Consider the following 16,237-nt stretch of genomic DNA (forward strand, 5'->3'; position numbering starts at 1 on the left):
TAGTGCAAGGCCAGGGATCCTTATGCGCGATGAATTGCTGTCTCAGCGAGCACAGGCCGGCGGATTACTCGAGGGGAGACTGGCTGCTCGCCTGGGGTTGTTGGATCTAGCCTCGCTGTCTCCCGATGAGTGGTAGCCGTAACGTACTGTCCTCTCCGATGCGCCGCAATATCGAGTTTCGCGTCTTCCGTACCCGGGCAGTTCGCGAGCGGCGGCTCGGGGGAGGCCAGGCGCGGGCCGATCGCGCCGTACGCGGCGGCGAGGTCGACGCCGTCCACGAACAGCACGGTCCATTGGATGACGTCGGCGAGCGTCGCACCCGCCGCGGCGAGGGCGACCTCGGCGTTGTCGAGAGCGCGCGAGGCCTGGGCCGCCGCGTCGCCCTCTCCCACGATGCGGCCGTCGGCGTCGACGGCGTTCTGTCCGCCGACGTAGACCGTGGTCGCGCCGGGCGGCACGATCGCGACGTGGCTGAAGGCCGGGCTCGACACGAGCCCGGCGGGGCGCAGGCGCTGGATTCCGTCCATGCCGCCGACCCTGCCACGCGCCTCGGACATCCGCGACGGCGCCCCGACGTCAGCCGAACAGCAGCGCCAGCAGCGTCGCGCCGCCGCCCGTGACGAGCAGCGTGACGATCACGACCCAGGCCACCGCGCGCACGCGGCGGTTGCGGCGCTCCGACCAGTGGTCGGATGCCTCGCCGTCGGCCTCGAGCTCGGAGTGGTTGATCTGCATGCGGGTCAGGCGACCGGCTCGACGACCGTCGGGCCGAACGCCGCCGGCAGGGTGCCGGTCGACAGCGCGCGCAGCTCGGCCACGGGGATCGTGAACAGGTCCTGCACCTCGAGCGTCGGCTCGCTGTCGGTCACGCCGATGCGCATCACGGGGTAGCCGCGGCCCTCGCACAGCCCGCGGAACTTCACGTCCTCCTCGCGAGGCACGGTGACGATCACGCGGCCGGTCGACTCCGAGAACAGGGCCGTGGCGGCGTCCACGCCGTCGCGCTCCATGATCTCGGTGAGCCACACGCGGGCGCCGACGCCGAAGCGCAGCACGCCGTCGACGAGCGACTGGGCGAGGCCGCCCTCGGACAGGTCGTGCGCGCTCGAGACGAGCATCTCGTCCTTCGCGGCCTGGATGATCCCGGCGAGGGTGCGCTCGCCGGCCAGGTCGACCTTCGGCGGGCGACCGCCCAGGTGACCGTGGATCGTGCCGGCCCACGCCGAGCCGTCGAGCTCGGTCGCGGTGGTGCCGAGCAGGTAGATGTTCTCGCCGGCGTCCTGCCATCCGCTCGGGATGCGGCGCGCGACGTCGTCGATGATGCCGAGCACGCCGACGACCGGGGTCGGGTGGATCGGCACGTCGCCGGTCTGGTTGTAGAACGACACGTTGCCGCCTGTGACCGGCACGCCGAGCTCCAGGCAGGCGTCCGACAGGCCGTCGACGGCCTGCGAGAACTGCCACATGACCTCGGGGTTCTCGGGGCTGCCGAAGTTGAGGCAGTCGGTCACGGCGGTGGGCTGCGCGCCCGTGACGGCGACGTTGCGGTACGCCTCGGCGAGCGCGAGCTGCGCGCCCGCGTACGGGTCGAGCTGGCAGTAGCGGCCGTTGGCGTCGGTGGCGATCGAGACGCCCAGGCCCGACTCCTCGTCGACGCGGATCATGCCGGCGTCGTCGGGGAACGCGAGGGCCGTGTTGCCGAGCACGTAGTAGTCGTACTGGTTGGTGATCCACGACGCGTCGGCCAGGTTCGGGCTGGCCACGAGCTTCTTCAGCTGCTCGGCCAGCTCGGCGCCGTCGGTCGGGCGCGGCAGCGCGGCGGCCGTGTCGGCCTGCAGCGCGTCGAGCCACGCGGGGTAGGCGACGGGGCGCTCGTAGACCGGGCCGTCGACCGCGACGGTCGAGGGGTCGACGTCGACGATGGTCTCGCCGTTCCACGTGATGACGAGGCGGCCGTCGCCCGTCACCTCGCCGAGCACGCTGGTCTCGACATCCCACTTCTCCACGACCGCGAGGAACGCGTCGAGCTTCTCGGGCGCGACGATCGCCATCATGCGCTCCTGCGACTCGCTCATGAGGATCTCCTCGGCGGTCAGCGAGGGGTCACGCAGCAGCACGTTGGTGAGCTCGACGTTCATGCCCGAGCCGCCGTTGGCCGCGAGCTCGCTCGTGGCGCACGAGATGCCGGCGGCGCCGAGGTCCTGGATCGCCTCGACCAGGTCGTTCTTGTACAGCTCGAGGCAGCACTCGATGAGCACCTTCTCGGCGAACGGGTCGCCCACCTGCACCGCGGGGCGCTTGGTGGGGCCGCCGTCGGCGAACGTGTCGGACGCCAGGATGGACGCGCCGCCGATGCCGTCGCCGCCCGTGCGGGCGCCGAACAGCACGACCTTGTTGCCCGCGCCGGTCGCGTTGGCGAGGCGGATGTCCTCGTGACGCATGACGCCGACCGCGAGCGCGTTGACGAGCGGGTTGGCCTGGTAGACCGAGTCGAACACGGTCTCGCCGCCGATGTTCGGCAGGCCGAGGCAGTTGCCGTACGACGAGATGCCGCTCACGACGCCGTGCACGACGCGCGCCGTGTCGGGGTGGTCGATCGCGCCGAAGCGCAGCTGGTCCATGACCGCGACCGGGCGGGCGCCCATCGAGATGATGTCGCGCACGATGCCGCCGACGCCGGTCGCGGCGCCCTGGAACGGCTCGATGTAGGACGGGTGGTTGTGCGACTCGACCTTGAAGGTGACGGCCCAGCCCTCGCCGACGTCGACCACGCCCGCGTTCTGGCCCATGCCGACCATCAGGCGCTTCTTCATCTCGTCGCTGACCTTCTGGCCGAAGCGGCGCAGGTAGATCTTGCTCGACTTGTAGGAGCAGTGCTCCGACCACATCACGGAGTACATCGCCAGCTCACCCGAGGTGGGGCGGCGGCCGAGGATCTCGCGGATCTTCGCGTACTCGTCGGGCTTGAGCCCCAGAGCGTCGTACGGCTGCTCTCGCTCAGGCGTGGCGGCGGCGTTCGCGACGGTGTCGACGACGTGGGCAGTGGGGGCGTTGGTCACGCGGCGAGCTCCAGGATCGAGACGTCGCTCGGGCGGGCGGACGTCGAGGGGCCGGACGCGGTCCAGTCTATCCGCGCGCGGATACCCTCGAGGCATGAGCCGCCGCGACCTCGACCTCATCCGCACCGTCGATGAGGCCCTGCGCGGCGACGCGTTCGACCTGCTGGCCTACGCGAGCAGCGTGCTCGAGATGCTGCGCCGCCCGCTCGACGCCGACGGCAACGGGATCGAGGGCCTGCCGACGCTCGCCGAGATGGTGGACCGCACGCTGGATGACGCCGTGCGCCAGAGCGATGCGCTGCTGCTCGCGATGGCCGTGCTGCTGGATGCCGGCGGCCCGGCGGACGCCGAGCTCGCGGCCCGGATCCGTGCCGAGGCGGGCGGGCGGTGGCGCACGCTCCCTGGCTGGCTCGCGGCGCCCGCAGCTCCGGAGATCACCGGCGTCGCATCCATCGACCACGCGCTCGGGGCCGACGGGACGATCCTGGTCGGCACGACGCTGCCGGACGGCGCCCCGCTCACCGCCACGGTCTTCATCGACCGCGACGGCGGGAACACGGTCGATGACGCGTTCGTCGCGGCGGAGACCCTCGCCGACGCGCTCGCCGCGGGCACGAAGGGCGTCGACCCGGCTGAGTATCCGGTGACGGAGGTGTCGCCCGCCGACGCGCGCGAGCGCATCCGCACCGCGATCGCGGCCGACCTCGCGCTGGAGCCGCAGCTCGTCACGGAGTCGTGGCCCGCGTGCCGCCCGCTGCTGGCGTGGATCCTGCACGCCCTGCCCGAGGGCGGATCCGGCTACCCGCGCGCCGCGGAGGACGCCGCCCTGGACGACGACCTTGTCGCGGCCGTCGAGGCGCGCGTGCCCGGATCGGCGGACGCCGCGCGCCTGCTGATCGCGCTGAACCGCGCCCACAGCGGCGGCGGCGATCCGCTGCGCTGGAGCGACACGTTCGCCGAGGACCTGCTGCTCGAGCTGCTCCCCGACGCGGTCGCCGACGACGGCGCGGACCCGGAGGCGCTGCTCGGGGCCCTGCCCGCGCTCGTCGAGGAGGCCCACGCCCGGTCCGCCGTGGACGAGCGGCTCACGGCCCTGACGCTCGAGGCGATCGGCGACCTGGCCGGCGACTTCCTCGACCTGGTGGCGATGGACGCAGACGGGGAGCTGCCGCACGACGACCCCGGCGCCCGGGAGCTGTCGCTGCTCGCGCTGCGCGTGGGCGGCCGCCGTCAGCTGGATGCGCTCGACGCCGTCCCCATGACGCGCGTCGTCACCGACCTGAGGCACCTCGACGACCGGGCGCGCGCCGGGCTGGAGTCCGTCCGCAGCCTGATCGAACGGGCCGGGGGAGAGGTGTTCGACGACCCCGAGATCGTGGCCGCCGCCCTGCGGATCGCCGACCTGCTGGCCGAGACCGAGCCGCGGCTGTTCGCCAAGGGCAAGCCGGAGCTCGCGGCCGCCGCGATCGCCTGGATCGCCGGCGCCGTGAACGACGCCTTCGCGCCGGCGGGCGCGGCCGCGCCCGCCGCGCTCATGACGGCCCTCGGCCTGCGCGGGTCGAGCCCCGTCGCACGCGCCGGGAGCTACCTCGCGGCCCTCGGCGTCGACGACCCGGCCGCGTGGGCCGAGTTCCCGTATCTCCAGGATCCGTCCCTGCTCGCCGCCCGCACCCGCCGCGAGATCATCCGCCGCCGCGACGCCGCCAAGTCGGCCTCGGGCGCATAGGGCGCCGGACACGGGAAGAAACACAGCGTCGCAGAGGTTAGGTCACACGGCTCCTGCCGTGCTGAGCTTGGCTATCGGCTCACGAGCCCGCCCGAACATCCCTCACCCGAAGGATCATCCTCCACATGCGCATCACCCGCACCGCCACCGTCCTCGCCGCCTCGGCCGCCCTGTTCGCCCTCGCGGGCTGCGCGGGTCAGCCTGCCGCGACCGGCTCGGACGCCCCCGCCGACGGCCCCGCGGCGCTCTCCGACGGCACGCTCGTCGTCGCGACCGAGGGCACCTACCCGCCCTTCAGCTACCACGAGGGCGGCTCGGGCGAGCTCACGGGCTACGACGTCGAGGTCGCGCGCGCGGTCGCCGAGAAGCTCGGCGTCGAGGTGCAGTTCGAGGAGACCCAGTGGGACGCGATCTTCGCGGGCCTCGACGCGGGCCGCTTCGAGACCATCGCGAACCAGGTCACGATCAACGACGAGCGCAAGGAGAAGTACGTCTTCTCGACGCCGTACACCGTGTCGCCCGGCGTGATCGTCGTGCCCGAGGACAACACCGACATCGCGTCGTTCGAGGACCTCGAGGGCAAGACGACGGCCCAGTCGCTCTCGAGCAACTGGGGCGCGCTGGCCGAGGAGTCCGGCGCGACCGTCGAGGCGGTCGAGGGCTGGGCGCAGGCGATCGCGCTGCTCGAGCAGGGCCGCATCGACGCGACCATCAACGACGAGCTGACCTTCCTCGACTACGTCAAACAGAACCCCGACGCGCCGATCAAGATCGCGGCCGAGACCCCCGAGGCCGGCGAGATGGCGTTCGTGTTCACGAAGGACAACGCCGACCTCGCCGAGGCGATCGACGGCGCCCTGGCCGAGCTGGCCGAGGAGGGCGTCCTCGCCGAGCTGGGCGAGCAGTTCTTCGGCGCCGACGTCAGCAAGTAAGACTCCCGGGGCGCTCGCGCCCCGCCCGTGTCCCACTTGGTGCCCGAATCCCGATCGGATGGCGGCGTCAAGTGGGACACGTGCGTTCGGTTTCGGGCGCGAACTGGGACATGCTCGTAGACGGAAGGGGGCGCCATGGACTGGCAACTGATCCTCGAGTCGTTCTGGCCGCTGCTGCTGGGCGGGCTGAAGGGGACGATCCCGCTCACGCTCGCGTCGTTCGCGCTCGGTCTGGTGATCGCGCTCGGCATCGCGCTGCTGCGCCTCTCGCCCAACCGCGTGCTGTCGTGGATCGGCCGGGCCTACGTGTCGATCATCCGGGGCACGCCGCTGCTGGTGCAGCTGTTCGTGATCTTCTACGGCCTGCCGTCGATCGGCGTCACGCTGGACCCCTGGCCCAGCGCGATCATCGCCTTCTCGATCAACGTGGGCGGGTACGCGGCCGAGATCATCCGCGCGGCCATCCTGTCGGTGCCGAAGGGCCAGTGGGAGGCCGGCTACACGATCGGCATGTCGAACGCGACGACGCTGCGGCGGATCATCCTGCCGCAGGCTGCCCGCGTCAGCGTGCCGCCGCTGTCGAACACCTTCATCTCGCTCGTCAAGGACACGTCGCTGGCGTCCATGATCCTGGTCACGGAGATGTTCCGCGAGGCGCAGCGCATCGCGACGTTCACGAGCGAGTTCATGACGATCTACATCGAGGCCGCGCTCATCTACTGGATGTTCTGCACCGTGCTGTCGGCCGCGCAGGACCGGATCGAGAGGAGGCTCGACCACTATGTCGCCCACTGAGTCCGGATCGACGGGCCACGTGCTCGGCGAGACCCTGCTGACCGTCCGCGGCCTGCGCAAGAGCTTCGGCGACCACGAGGTGCTGAAGGGCATCGACCTCGAGGTGCGGCGTGGCCAGGTCGTCGCCCTCATCGGCGCGAGCGGCTCGGGCAAGACCACGGTGCTGCGCTCGCTGAACGGCCTCGAGACGCCGGATGCCGGCACGCTTGCGTTCGCGGGCGGACCCGAGGTCGACTTCGCCGGCGGGCTCTCCAAGGCGCAGCGGTTCGCCATCCGGGACCGGTCGGCGATGGTGTTCCAGCATCACAACCTGTTCCCGCACCGCACGGTGCTCGAGAACGTGATCGAGGGCCCGGTCACCGTGCAGCGCGAGCCGCGCGACCGGGCGATCGCCCGTGCCGACGAGCTGCTCGACCGCGTGGGCCTGCTCGCCAAGCGCGACGCCTACCCGCACGAGCTGTCGGGCGGCCAGCAGCAGCGCGTCGGCATCGTCCGCGCGCTGGCTCTGCGGCCGGACCTGCTGCTGTTCGACGAGCCCACCAGCGCGCTCGATCCCGAGCTCGTGGGCGAGGTGCTCGTCGTGATGAAGGAGCTCGCCGACGAGAGCTGGACCATGGTCGTCGTGACGCACGAGCTGCAGTTCGCGCGCGAGGTGGCCGACGAGGTGCTCTTCCTCGACGGGGGAGTGGTCGCCGAGCGCGGCGCGCCCGAGCAGATCTTCCGGGCGCCGCGCAACGAGCGCACCCGGCGGTTCCTCGACCGCATCCTGCGGCCGTTCGACTCCTAGGCGCGCCCGGGCCGCGGGTCAGCGGGCGACCAGGAACCCCAGGATCATGTGGCCGAAGTTCTGCATCAGGAAGAACACCAGGGCCACGACGATCACGACGAGGGTGGCCCACGAAAAGCCCCGCTTCAGGCGGCGTCCCTCCGCGGCGACGCCCTTGGGTGGGCGGACGAACGCCGGGTTCCCGAACGGCAGAGGCGACGCGGCGGGTGCCACGGGCTGAGCCGCGGCGAACTGCGCCGGCGTCGTGCCGGGAGCCGGGGCGAGGGCCGGGGCGCCCAGCCGCTCGTCGCGCCACCGGCCCCACTGGGCGAGCTTGTCCATCAGCGCCGAGACGACCGAGAACAGCCAGGCCCAGGTGCCGGGATCCGTGGTGCTCACGGGTCGGCGCGTGTAGAGGAACATCCAGTCGTCGACGATCTCGACGTCGAGCTGCGCGGCGTTGTCGAGGAAGCGCGCCATGATGTCGGGCGTGAAGAGGTAGAGCGCGTCGCGCTCGTACCCCTCGGGGCAGTACAGCGCGAAGTGCCGGTCGAAGTCGCCCTCCAGGCTCAGGCGCTGCTCCTTGTCGAACGTCGCCGGGAGGTTGGACAGGCCCAGCGCGTTGTTGCTGAGGGCGTCGAGCACGATGTGCGGCAGCGGCGCGTCGAGGTGGATCGCGACGTACCCCCACGTGTGGGTGCTCTTGTTCTTGCCGGATCCGGTCGTGTAGCGGTAGTTGCCGAACTCGACGAACCGCGGCTGCTCTCCGCGCAGCAGGTTGAGCGCCATGCGGCTGTGCCCCTGATGGAACAGCAGGCCGGGCAGCTTCGGATCGGCGAGGACCGGGATGAAGCTCATCGCGTTCGCGCGCGCGAAGCGCGCGAGGCGGTATCGCGTCTCCTTGCCCTTGTGCCCGTTGACCAGCGCGAGCACGATCAGCGCGGCCACGGTGAGCATGAACAGCATCGGCAGGATCAGGGCGGGCCACGCGAAAGCGCCGCCCTCCACGACCGAGCTCGCGATCGCGCCCGCCAGGCCCGTGAGCCCGGCGCCGCCGACGAAGACCAGGGCGAAGACGATCAGGATGACGGTCGCGACGTCCGTGAGCCGGGCCGACCCGAACCGGGCCTTGAGCTCGCGGTCGAAGCGGGCCACCTCCCCCTTGTCGACGGGCTCCGTGAGGGCCCGCGCGTCGAACGACATCGCGCGCGGGGTGGCGTCGGGCGTGGTCACGAGGCCACCGTATCGCGCACGCGCGCGCGGTCGGCGGGGCCGCCGACGGGCAGGGATGCCCGCCTCGCCCGGGCGCGCGGTGGGTCCCACATCCACCGCAGCGGTGATCTGGAATGGAGGGGAACCGGTTCCCCGCCGGGTGGGTGCAGGACGAACGGCCCACCCCGCTCTCGGGTGATCCGGTGGCCGTGGTGGTGGAGGTTCATGTGGTGGAACCTGCAGAGCAGGATGCCCCGGTCGATGTCGGTGCGCCCCTTGTGGGCGGCCCATTCGTCGATGTGGTGGGCTTCGCAGTAGGAGGCGGGCATGCCGCAGSCGTGCCACATGCATCCGCCGTCGCGGACGGCGAGGGCGATGCGCTGTTTCGGGGTGAACAGCCGCTGTTCCCGGCCGACGTCGAGCGGGTTCCCGCACGCGTCGACGGTCACGGGGGTGTACCCGGTGGGCGAGGGCGATGCGCTGTTTCGGGGTGAACAGCCGCTGTTCCCGGCCGACGTCGAGCGGGTTCCCGCACGCGTCGACGGTCACGGGGGTGTACCCGGTGGTGCAGATGGCCTGCTCGATCGCGGGGGCGGGCAGGGAGTGCCCGCCGTCCTCGGTGTGTCCGCCGGAGACGCGACCGTCCTCGACCACCGTCACGAGCCGCACCCCGGGCTGGCGCGTCCCGAACACGGTCTCGGCGTCGGCGACCGCGCCGGCGCGGATGACGTCGAGGAAGAGGTCGTACTGGAGCTGTTCGTTCGAGCGCGGGTCGTCCGCCAGTGCCTGCGCCTTCGCGGCCTCTTCGGAGTCCACGAACCGCGGCCGGTTCCCGCACGCGTCGACGGTCACGGGGGTGTACCCGGTGGTGCAGATGGCCTGCTCGATCGCGGGGGCGGGCAGGGAGTGCCCGCCGTCCTCGGTGTGGCCGCTGGAGACGCGACCGTCCTCGAGCACGGAGACCAGCCGCACTCCGGGCTGGCGCGTCCCGAACACGGTCTCGGAGTCGGCGACCGCGCCGGCGCGGATGATGTCGAGGAAGAGGTCGTACTGGAGCTGTTCGTTCGAGCGCGGGTCGTCCGCCAGTGCCTGCGCCTTCGCGGCCTCTTCGGAGTCCACGAACCGCGGCCGTCCCGAACACGGTCTCGGCGTCGGCGACCGCGCCGGCGCGGATGACGTCGAGGAAGAGGTCGTACTGGAGCTGTTCGTTCGAGCGCGGGTCGTCCGCCAGTGCCTGCGCCTTCGCGGCCTCTTCGGAGTCCACGAACCGCGGCCCGCCGCGGCGGGGCCGCATCGCCGCGTCCCTCACCGCCGTGACCAACGCGGCGCCGTCGTCGTCGAAGTCGATGTGCGCGTGGAGACCGCCGTCGGCGTCCCGCCACATCCGCAGGCTCCGCTTCTCATGCCGCGCCAGGTACCGGGCCTGCGCCCCCTCTRCGTCGAGCTGATCCCGCACCGCCCGCGCCGCGGCACCCAGGTCCTCCACGGTGTACTCGCCCGCCACGCCGGCGAGCTGCTCGCACGCGACCCGCCACGCCTCCTCCGCACCCTCCGGTGGCCGCCCGAGCCCGCGGCTGATCGCATCCATCTGCGCCGACGTCAGCACCCCGTCCAGCAGCGCCCGATCCAACGGCGCATGCCANCGCGCCCCGCCACGCCTCCTCCGCACCCTCCGGTGGCCGCCCGAGCCCGCGGCTGATCGCATCCATCTGCGCCGACGTCAGCACCCCGTCCAGCAGCGCCCGATCCAACGGCGCATGCCATGGCGCCTCCATCGGCGGAACGTCCGCATCCAGCTCCGCGGGAACCTCTTCGGACTGCGCGGTCTCCACGAGCGACTGTCCCAGCCGCACCTGCCTGGCGGCCTCCCCGCGCGAGGTCCCCGCCACCTCCTGGACGAACGCGACCGCGTTGCGGTGCCCGCGCTCCTGCGCCAACCCGCCGTGCCCTGCGTCGCGCGCGGACCGCTCCGCGATCACCCCGGACGCGAGGGCCATGGCCCGCTCGGCCGCCTTCGCCAGCCGGTTCGCCTGGTGCAGCATCGCCACGACCTCTTCGTCATCCAGTGCGCGCACGACCGCGACGTCCGTGGGCACGATCGACGCCGCCGCGTCGCACCGCTCCCGGAAGTCGCTGAGGAAGGTCATGCCCCGATCATCCTCGGGGTCACCGACATTCCGGCCTCGGAAACCCAGGTCACCGCGGGAAACGACCAAATCTGTGGATAACCCCGCGGACCGACGTCCTGTGGACGAGGGGTGCGTCCGTGAGGCGAGGCTCGGGGCGTTTCGACTCGCTGCGCTCGCTCAACGAGCACGGAGGTGCCCGGCGCCAGCAGCGTCCGCGTCCGTGAGGCGAGGCTCGGGGCGTTTCGACTCGCTGCGCTCGCTCAAAGCGCACGGAGGGGCCCGCACCGACTGTTCACCCGGCGTTCGGTTAGGGGTACGCCGTTCTCGTAATTCCCGGTCACCTCGGCGCGCAATCGTTGGGGTACCCCGGACGCGGCGAACGGCCGCCTCCACATCCCCCGCTTCACGCTTCCCGAAAGGCATGAACATGCGTCTGCGCACCCCGCTGGCCCTCGGCGCCCTGGCCGTCGGCTCCGCTCTGGTCCTCACCGGCTGCTCGTCCGCTTCGGGCGAGGCCGCGGTCGGCGATGACGACGTCATCCGCTTCGCCACCCTGCCCACGAGCGACGACCCCTCGGCCGCGACCCCCATCGAGGAGCTGAAGACGCTGCTCGAGGAGGAGACCGGCTGCACCGTCGAGATCACGGACGTCCCGAACTACTCGGCGGTCATCGAGGCGATCCGCGCCGGCCACGAGGACATCGGCATCATGAGCGGCTTCCCGTCGGCCCTCGCGGTCGCGACCGGCGAGGTCGACTCCCTCGTCGCCTGGCCGGGCACCGAGGAGCCGGTGTCGACGTGCCTCGTGCTCGCCGACTCGCCGCTGCAGTCGCTCGAGGACATCACCCCCGATACGGTCGTGGCCTTCGCCGAGCCGGCGTCCAGCTCGGGCTTCTTCATGCCGACCCACATGCTGCACGAGGCCGGCCTGACGGCCGACGAGGACTTCGAGGTGCTCTTCTCCGGCGGCCACGACTGCAGCTTCATCGCCCTGGAGCAGGGTCAGGCCGACGTCGCCTGCACGTCGACCATCTTCCCGAGCGACGGCCATGAACTGCTACGAGTACGGGCACCTCAGTGCCATGGTCATCTGCATCATCGTGCTGGTGACCGTCATCGACCAGGCAAGCGCCATCATCCGGAAGAGGATCACATGACCGTCGTCGACACCGCCACGCTGGATCCGGCCCTCGAGAAGAGCGCCCCGGTCAATCTCCGCGACCTCGGCGGCACCCCGATCGACGGCGGCGTGCTGCGGCCGGGCTTCGCGATCCGCGCGGACGACCTGTCGTACGTCACCGACGAGGTGGCGGTGCAGCTGGTGGACGCGGGGCTCCGCTCGATCATCGACCTGCGCTCGAACATCGAGACCGCGATCACCGGCCGCGGCCCGCTCGCCGACATGCTCCGCGCCCGGGCGCTGGGCTGACATGCCGTTCCGCGGCCCCGGCCGTCCGCGTGCCGCGGGCCTCGACGAACGCGTCGTCGCGGCCGCGCTGGAGCTGATCGACGCGGAGCTGCCGGTGACGGCCGGGCGTCTGGTCGAGCGCAGCGGGGTGAGCCGCGCCGCGATCTACCGGCGCTGGCCATCGCTCGCGGACCTGGTGGCGGCGGCCCTGGACCGCGGGCGCGAGCCGCTCGAGATCCCGATCGACGGCGACCTGCGTTCCGCGATCTTCGAGTCGTTCCTCGGCGGCGCCGAGCGGCAGCCCAGCACGTACTCGGACGAGCGGATGCGCCAGCGGCTGCGGCTGGCGCTCGCCGACCGGGCGCTGCAGCGGGCGTACTGGGACGCCCACGTCTCCCGCCGTCGGGTCGCGACGCTGACCGCGCTGCGGGCCGGGATCGACCGGGGCGTGCTCCGCGACGACCTGGATGTCGAGGCGTGCGTCGACCTGCTCGGCGGCGTCTTCTACTACCAGCTCGTGGTCCGCGGCGTTCCGATGACCGACGCGGATGCGCTCGCGCGCTGCCGCGCCGCCTTCGATGTCGTGTGGCGCGGGATGGCGGCGGGGTCGGCCTGACGCCGGCTCGGCGGTGAGACACCCGTGGGGGCGCGCTCAGGGACGCGCCCCCACGGGTCCGGCTCACGCGACCGGCGGAGCGGGCGGCTCCGGGGGCCGGGTCGCGGCGCCGGTCGTGCCCGTCGGCGTGGTGCCGGGCGGCGTGGTGGCCGTGGCGGTCGGCGCGGTGGCGGTGGTGCCCGCCTCGGCCGCGCGGCGGGTGACGGGCGGCGTGGTCGCGCTCGTCGTCGAGATCTCGCTCTCGAGCGCCCCCAGCCACTTCTCCCAGCGCTCGCGCATCGGGCCGATGAGCCCGCCGCCGACGCCGACGATCACGACGCCGGCGATCGTCGCGAGCACGGCGACCAGCACGGGCGTGGTCACGGTCAGGGCGACGCCGATCTGGTTGAGCGCCGCGATGACGCCGAGGGCGATGATCGCGAACACCACGATCCTGGTGAGGATGCGACCGAACCGGAATCGCGAGAGGGCCGGGCCCATCAGATCGCCCACGAAGTTCGCGATCGCCGACACGACGATCACGATCACGATCGCGACGAACACGCGCGGCAGCCACTCGATGATCGAGGTGACGACCTGCGACACCGGGTTGTCCTGCCCGAACGCGCCGAGCGCGAGCAGCAGGGCGATCAGCAGCACGAAGTAGTAGACGAGCTTGACGACGAGTCCCAGCGGGTCGATGCCCGTGGGTGCGAGCAGTCTCGAGATGCCCGCCTTGTCGAGCACCTTCTGGAACCCGATCTTGCGCAGCAGGAACTCGAGGCCCTTCGCGATGCTCTTGGCGATGAGCCAGCCGATCAGCAGGATGACCGCGAAGACGATCAGCTGCAGGACGAACCTCCCGACGCCGGCGAGCATGCCGCCGATGCCGGCAGCGATTCCGGACCAGTCCATGGTTCTCTCCCCTCCATGTCGCGACCCGTCGGGGCGGTCCACGACGGGCGTCGCGTGCCCTTGACTACTCCGGGTGCGGAGGCGGTGTCAATGGGGTGGCAGAGGGTCCGGGCAGGTGCGTCGCGGGGTGCCCGGTCAGGCGGGACGCGCTTCGGCGCCAGCTCCGGGGTCACGTGCGTCACGCGGGTGTAGCGGCTCGCCTCGACCTCGACCAGGCCGATGCGCTCCAGGCGCTGCAGCGCCTCGCGCACGGGCATCCGCGAGACGCCCATGCTGTCGGCGAGCTCCGAATCGCGAATGGTCTCGCCCGGCGCCAGGCGTCCGGCGATGATCTCCCCGGCGATCCGCTCGAACGCGAGATCGGCGAGACGGGGTTGCGGGGTGCGGACGAGTGGGCGCATGACATTCCAGGTTCTGCCACGGGGGGAATGGCATCGGCCACCGGGGGGAATGGCAGACGAAGGGGAGACTCATCCTCCCAGCACGTCGCCCGCTCGGCAAGAAGGGCAGTGCCCGGGTCCCTGCCGGAACCTGGGGGCCCGCGTCGCCCGGCGCGCGCCGATCCGATAGACTGACGAGGTTGTGCGGATCCGCGCGCGCTCGCGCTCGCCCGCACGACGTGCAACACACCCTCCTGCTGTCGGGAAATGCCCGGCAGCCGATCAAGTCCGAAGGAGGTGGGTAAGTGACGCACCAGTACGAGCTCATGGCCATCCTGCAGCCGGAGATCGACGAGCGCCAGGTTCCCACGATCGTCGACAAGTTCCTGACGGTGATCACCGAGTCCGGTGGCACCATCGACAACATCGACATCTGGGGCAAGCGCCGTCTGGCCTACGAGATCCAGAAGAAGAACGAGGGCATCTACGCCGTCGTGAACTTCACCGCGACGAGCGAGGCCACCCAGGAGCTGGACCGCCAGCTCGGCCTCAACGAGCAGATCATGCGCACCAAGGTGCTGCGCGCCGAGGACGCGATCGCGATGATCGCCTCCGAGGCCAAGCGCGCCGAGGAGCGGGCCGCTCGCAAGACGGCGGCGAAGGCCTAAGTCCCATGGCCGGCGAAACCGTCATCACCGTCGTGGGGAACCTCACGGCCGACCCGGAGCTGCGTTACACGCAGAACGGCCTGCCTGTGGCGAACTTCACGATCGCCTCGACGCCGCGCAACTTCGATCGCGCGTCGGGCGAGTGGAAGGACGGCGAGGCTCTCTTCCTGCGTGCCAGCGTGTGGCGCGAGTTCGCCGAGCACGTCGCAGGCTCGCTGACGAAGGGCATGCGCGTGATCGCGCAGGGCCGTCTGCGTCAGCGCTCCTACGAGACGCGCGAGGGCGAGAAGCGCACCACGATCGAGCTCGAGATCGATGAGATCGGGCCGTCGCTGCGCTACGCCACCGCTCAGGTCACCCGCGCCGCGGGCGGCTCGGGCGGCGCCGGTGGAGGCCAGTTCGGCAGCGGACAGCCGCGCGCGCAGGTCTCGGAGGAGCCCTGGGCCACGCCCGGCTCGCAGACGGGCGCCGACGCATGGAGCACCCCGGGGTCGTTCGGAGACGACACCCCGTTCTGAATTCTCGCGGGTCGGATCGCCCCTTGCTCGTTGAGCGAGCGAAGCGAGTCGAAACGCAGCACACCTAAGGAAAACCAATGGCTGGAAAGTCGAGCGGCGACCGCCGCAAGCCGCGGAAGGGCGCGAAGAACGCCGCCCCCGCGAAGTCGATCCGGGTCGGCCTCATCGATTACAAGGATGTCGCCACCCTTCGCAAGTTCATCTCGGAGCGCGGCAAGATCCGTGCCCGTCGTATCACCGGTGTCTCGGTGCAGGAGCAGCGTCTGATCGCCAAGGCGATCAAGAACGCGCGCGAGATGGCGCTCCTGCCCTACGCCGGCGCGGGCCGCTAAGGAGCACTCATGGCAAAGCTGATTCTCACTTCTGAGGTCGACGGCCTGGGCTCTGCCGGCGACGTCGTCGAGGTCAAGGACGGGTACGCCCGCAACTACCTCATCCCCCAGGGCTTCGCCACCGCGTGGACGCGCGGCGGCGAGAAGCAGGTCGCGTCGATCCGTGCCGCTCGCGAGGCTCGCGCCATCGCGACGCACGACGAGGCCGTGGCCCTGAAGAACACGATCGAGGGCACCAAGGTCAAGCTCGCCGTCAAGGCGGGCGCCGAGGGTCGCCTCTTCGGCTCGGTGAAGACCGCCGACATCGCGGACGCGGTGGCGGAGGCCGGTCTGGGCCAGCTGGACAAGCGCAAGATCACCATCCCGTCGGCGATCAAGTCGGTGGGCGACCACGAGGCCGTCGTGCGCCTGCACGACGACGTCACCGCGGTCATCACCCTTCAGGTGGTCGCGCTCAAGAAGTAAGTCCGTCACGGACCGCTGAAGCGGCGCGGGGTCTTCGGATCCCGCGCCGCTTCCGTGTGTCCGGGGGTGCCCGGGTCTGTGGGTGGCGCACAGCGGTCGCGGCCGAACCTCTGTGGTCACCGATCGTTCACCTGCCCTTGACATATCGCCACGGCGACCCCCGAGATCCGGCGCGGTTGTACACAAGCCCGGGATATCGCCACAACCTTCAAGCCGACGTTTAACCACAACGCTATCCACAGGGTGTGGGTTCTTGAAACCCCAGGTCGCATGGCGAAAAAAGTTTGAGGCCACTCGGGCGCGTCGCGATTCTCCACAGGAGGTTTCCACACACGCG

Annotated in this window: 18 protein-coding genes and 1 pseudogene; 11 read left to right on the top strand and 8 right to left on the bottom strand. The window is 71.3% G+C overall.

Annotated elements, in window-relative coordinates:
* Positions 1–20: 20 nt before the first annotated feature.
* The 3 genes from ASD19_RS14955 to purL are packed head-to-tail and all read right to left on the bottom strand — an operon-like array spanning position 21 to position 3,059.
* Positions 21–557 (bottom strand): RidA family protein, encoded by a 537-nt coding sequence (locus tag ASD19_RS14955; protein WP_442922482.1) that lies wholly within the window; start codon positions 555–557, stop codon positions 21–23.
* 19 nt (positions 558–576) lie between these two features.
* Positions 577–735: a hypothetical protein gene (locus tag ASD19_RS14185; protein ID WP_156377052.1), complete on the bottom strand. Its 159-nt coding sequence runs from the start codon at positions 733–735 to the stop codon at positions 577–579.
* Between the two features lie 5 nt (positions 736–740).
* On the bottom strand, positions 741–3,059 hold the full coding sequence (gene purL, locus ASD19_RS00540; RefSeq protein ID WP_055987741.1) for a phosphoribosylformylglycinamidine synthase subunit PurL: 2,319 nt from the start codon (positions 3,057–3,059) through the stop codon (positions 741–743).
* Positions 3,060–3,153: 94 nt separating this feature from the next.
* On the opposite strand from purL, the gene ASD19_RS00545 reads away from it, so the two are divergent.
* The 4 genes from ASD19_RS00545 (at position 3,154) to ASD19_RS00560 (ending at position 7,299) form a co-directional block, all read left to right on the top strand.
* Positions 3,154–4,785: a hypothetical protein gene (locus tag ASD19_RS00545; RefSeq protein WP_055987744.1), complete on the top strand. Its 1,632-nt coding sequence runs from the start codon at positions 3,154–3,156 to the stop codon at positions 4,783–4,785.
* A 125-nt stretch (positions 4,786–4,910) separates the two neighbouring features.
* Positions 4,911–5,717 carry an amino acid ABC transporter substrate-binding protein gene (locus ASD19_RS00550; protein WP_055987745.1) on the top strand — a complete coding sequence of 269 codons (807 nt, stop codon included), beginning with the start codon at positions 4,911–4,913 and terminating at the stop codon, positions 5,715–5,717.
* A 135-nt stretch (positions 5,718–5,852) separates the two neighbouring features.
* Positions 5,853–6,512, top strand: coding sequence for an amino acid ABC transporter permease (locus ASD19_RS00555; RefSeq protein ID WP_055987747.1), 660 nt, complete (start codon positions 5,853–5,855; stop codon positions 6,510–6,512).
* Positions 6,499–7,299, top strand: a complete 801-nt coding sequence (locus ASD19_RS00560; protein ID WP_055987749.1) for an amino acid ABC transporter ATP-binding protein — start codon at positions 6,499–6,501, stop codon at positions 7,297–7,299. The genes ASD19_RS00555 and ASD19_RS00560 overlap by 14 nt, the downstream gene beginning before the upstream one ends.
* Positions 7,300–7,317: 18 nt before the next feature.
* On the opposite strand, the gene ASD19_RS14655 is transcribed toward ASD19_RS00560, so the two are convergent.
* The 3 genes and pseudogenes from ASD19_RS14655 to ASD19_RS14960 form a co-directional block, all read right to left on the bottom strand.
* Positions 7,318–8,511, bottom strand: a complete 1,194-nt coding sequence (locus ASD19_RS14655; RefSeq protein WP_230668177.1) for a hypothetical protein — start codon at positions 8,509–8,511, stop codon at positions 7,318–7,320.
* Positions 8,508–8,939 (bottom strand): HNH endonuclease signature motif containing protein, encoded by a 432-nt coding sequence (locus ASD19_RS14660; protein WP_055987751.1) that lies wholly within the window; start codon positions 8,937–8,939, stop codon positions 8,508–8,510. The genes ASD19_RS14655 and ASD19_RS14660 overlap by 4 nt, the downstream gene beginning before the upstream one ends.
* A 70-nt stretch (positions 8,940–9,009) precedes the next feature.
* Positions 9,010–9,462 (bottom strand): annotated as a pseudogene (locus ASD19_RS14960) (hypothetical protein); the annotation flags it as partial.
* Between ASD19_RS14960 and ASD19_RS14665 the strand changes: the two are divergent.
* The 3 genes from ASD19_RS14665 to ASD19_RS00585 form a co-directional block, all read left to right on the top strand.
* Positions 9,347–10,132: hypothetical protein (locus tag ASD19_RS14665; RefSeq protein WP_235562927.1), on the top strand; the 786-nt coding region annotated here is incomplete at its 3' end. The pseudogene ASD19_RS14960 and the gene ASD19_RS14665 overlap by 116 nt on opposite strands.
* Positions 10,133–11,046: 914 nt before the next feature.
* Positions 11,047–12,048 carry a phosphate/phosphite/phosphonate ABC transporter substrate-binding protein gene (phnD, locus tag ASD19_RS14670; protein ID WP_235562928.1) on the top strand — a complete coding sequence of 334 codons (1,002 nt, stop codon included), beginning with the start codon at positions 11,047–11,049 and terminating at the stop codon, positions 12,046–12,048.
* A 1-nt stretch (position 12,049) separates the two neighbouring features.
* Complete coding sequence (locus tag ASD19_RS00585; protein ID WP_055987756.1) at positions 12,050–12,643, top strand: TetR/AcrR family transcriptional regulator; 594 nt, start codon at positions 12,050–12,052, stop codon at positions 12,641–12,643.
* Positions 12,644–12,706: 63 nt separating this feature from the next.
* Here the strand turns inward: ASD19_RS00585 and ASD19_RS00590 are convergent, their stop codons facing one another.
* Together ASD19_RS00590 and ASD19_RS13865 are read right to left on the bottom strand one after the other, a co-directional pair.
* Positions 12,707–13,537: a mechanosensitive ion channel family protein gene (locus ASD19_RS00590; protein WP_055987758.1), complete on the bottom strand. Its 831-nt coding sequence runs from the start codon at positions 13,535–13,537 to the stop codon at positions 12,707–12,709.
* Entirely contained in the window at positions 13,465–13,938 is a 474-nt protein-coding gene (locus ASD19_RS13865) for a GntR family transcriptional regulator (protein WP_082542874.1), read from the bottom strand. The genes ASD19_RS00590 and ASD19_RS13865 overlap by 73 nt, the downstream gene beginning before the upstream one ends.
* Before the next feature lie 284 nt (positions 13,939–14,222).
* Between ASD19_RS13865 and rpsF the strand changes: the two genes are divergently transcribed.
* The 4 genes from rpsF to rplI all read left to right on the top strand — a co-directional run bounded on the left by rpsF (position 14,223) and on the right by rplI (position 15,900).
* The gene (gene rpsF / locus ASD19_RS00595; RefSeq protein ID WP_055987760.1) at positions 14,223–14,585 is read left to right on the top strand and encodes a 30S ribosomal protein S6; all 363 of its coding nucleotides are present in this window, start codon (positions 14,223–14,225) and stop codon (positions 14,583–14,585) included.
* A 5-nt stretch (positions 14,586–14,590) separates the two neighbouring features.
* Positions 14,591–15,103, top strand: coding sequence for a single-stranded DNA-binding protein (locus ASD19_RS00600; protein ID WP_055987763.1), 513 nt, complete (start codon positions 14,591–14,593; stop codon positions 15,101–15,103).
* A gap of 77 nt (positions 15,104–15,180) precedes the next feature.
* Complete coding sequence (gene rpsR / locus ASD19_RS00605) at positions 15,181–15,435, top strand: 30S ribosomal protein S18 (RefSeq protein WP_055987764.1); 255 nt, start codon at positions 15,181–15,183, stop codon at positions 15,433–15,435.
* Between the two features lie 9 nt (positions 15,436–15,444).
* Positions 15,445–15,900 carry a 50S ribosomal protein L9 gene (gene rplI, locus ASD19_RS00610; protein WP_055987766.1) on the top strand — a complete coding sequence of 152 codons (456 nt, stop codon included), beginning with the start codon at positions 15,445–15,447 and terminating at the stop codon, positions 15,898–15,900.
* Positions 15,901–16,237 lie beyond the last annotated feature (337 nt).

The sequence above is a fragment of the Microbacterium sp. Root53 genome, from assembly GCF_001426925.1.
Lineage (GTDB): Bacteria > Actinomycetota > Actinomycetes > Actinomycetales > Microbacteriaceae > Microbacterium.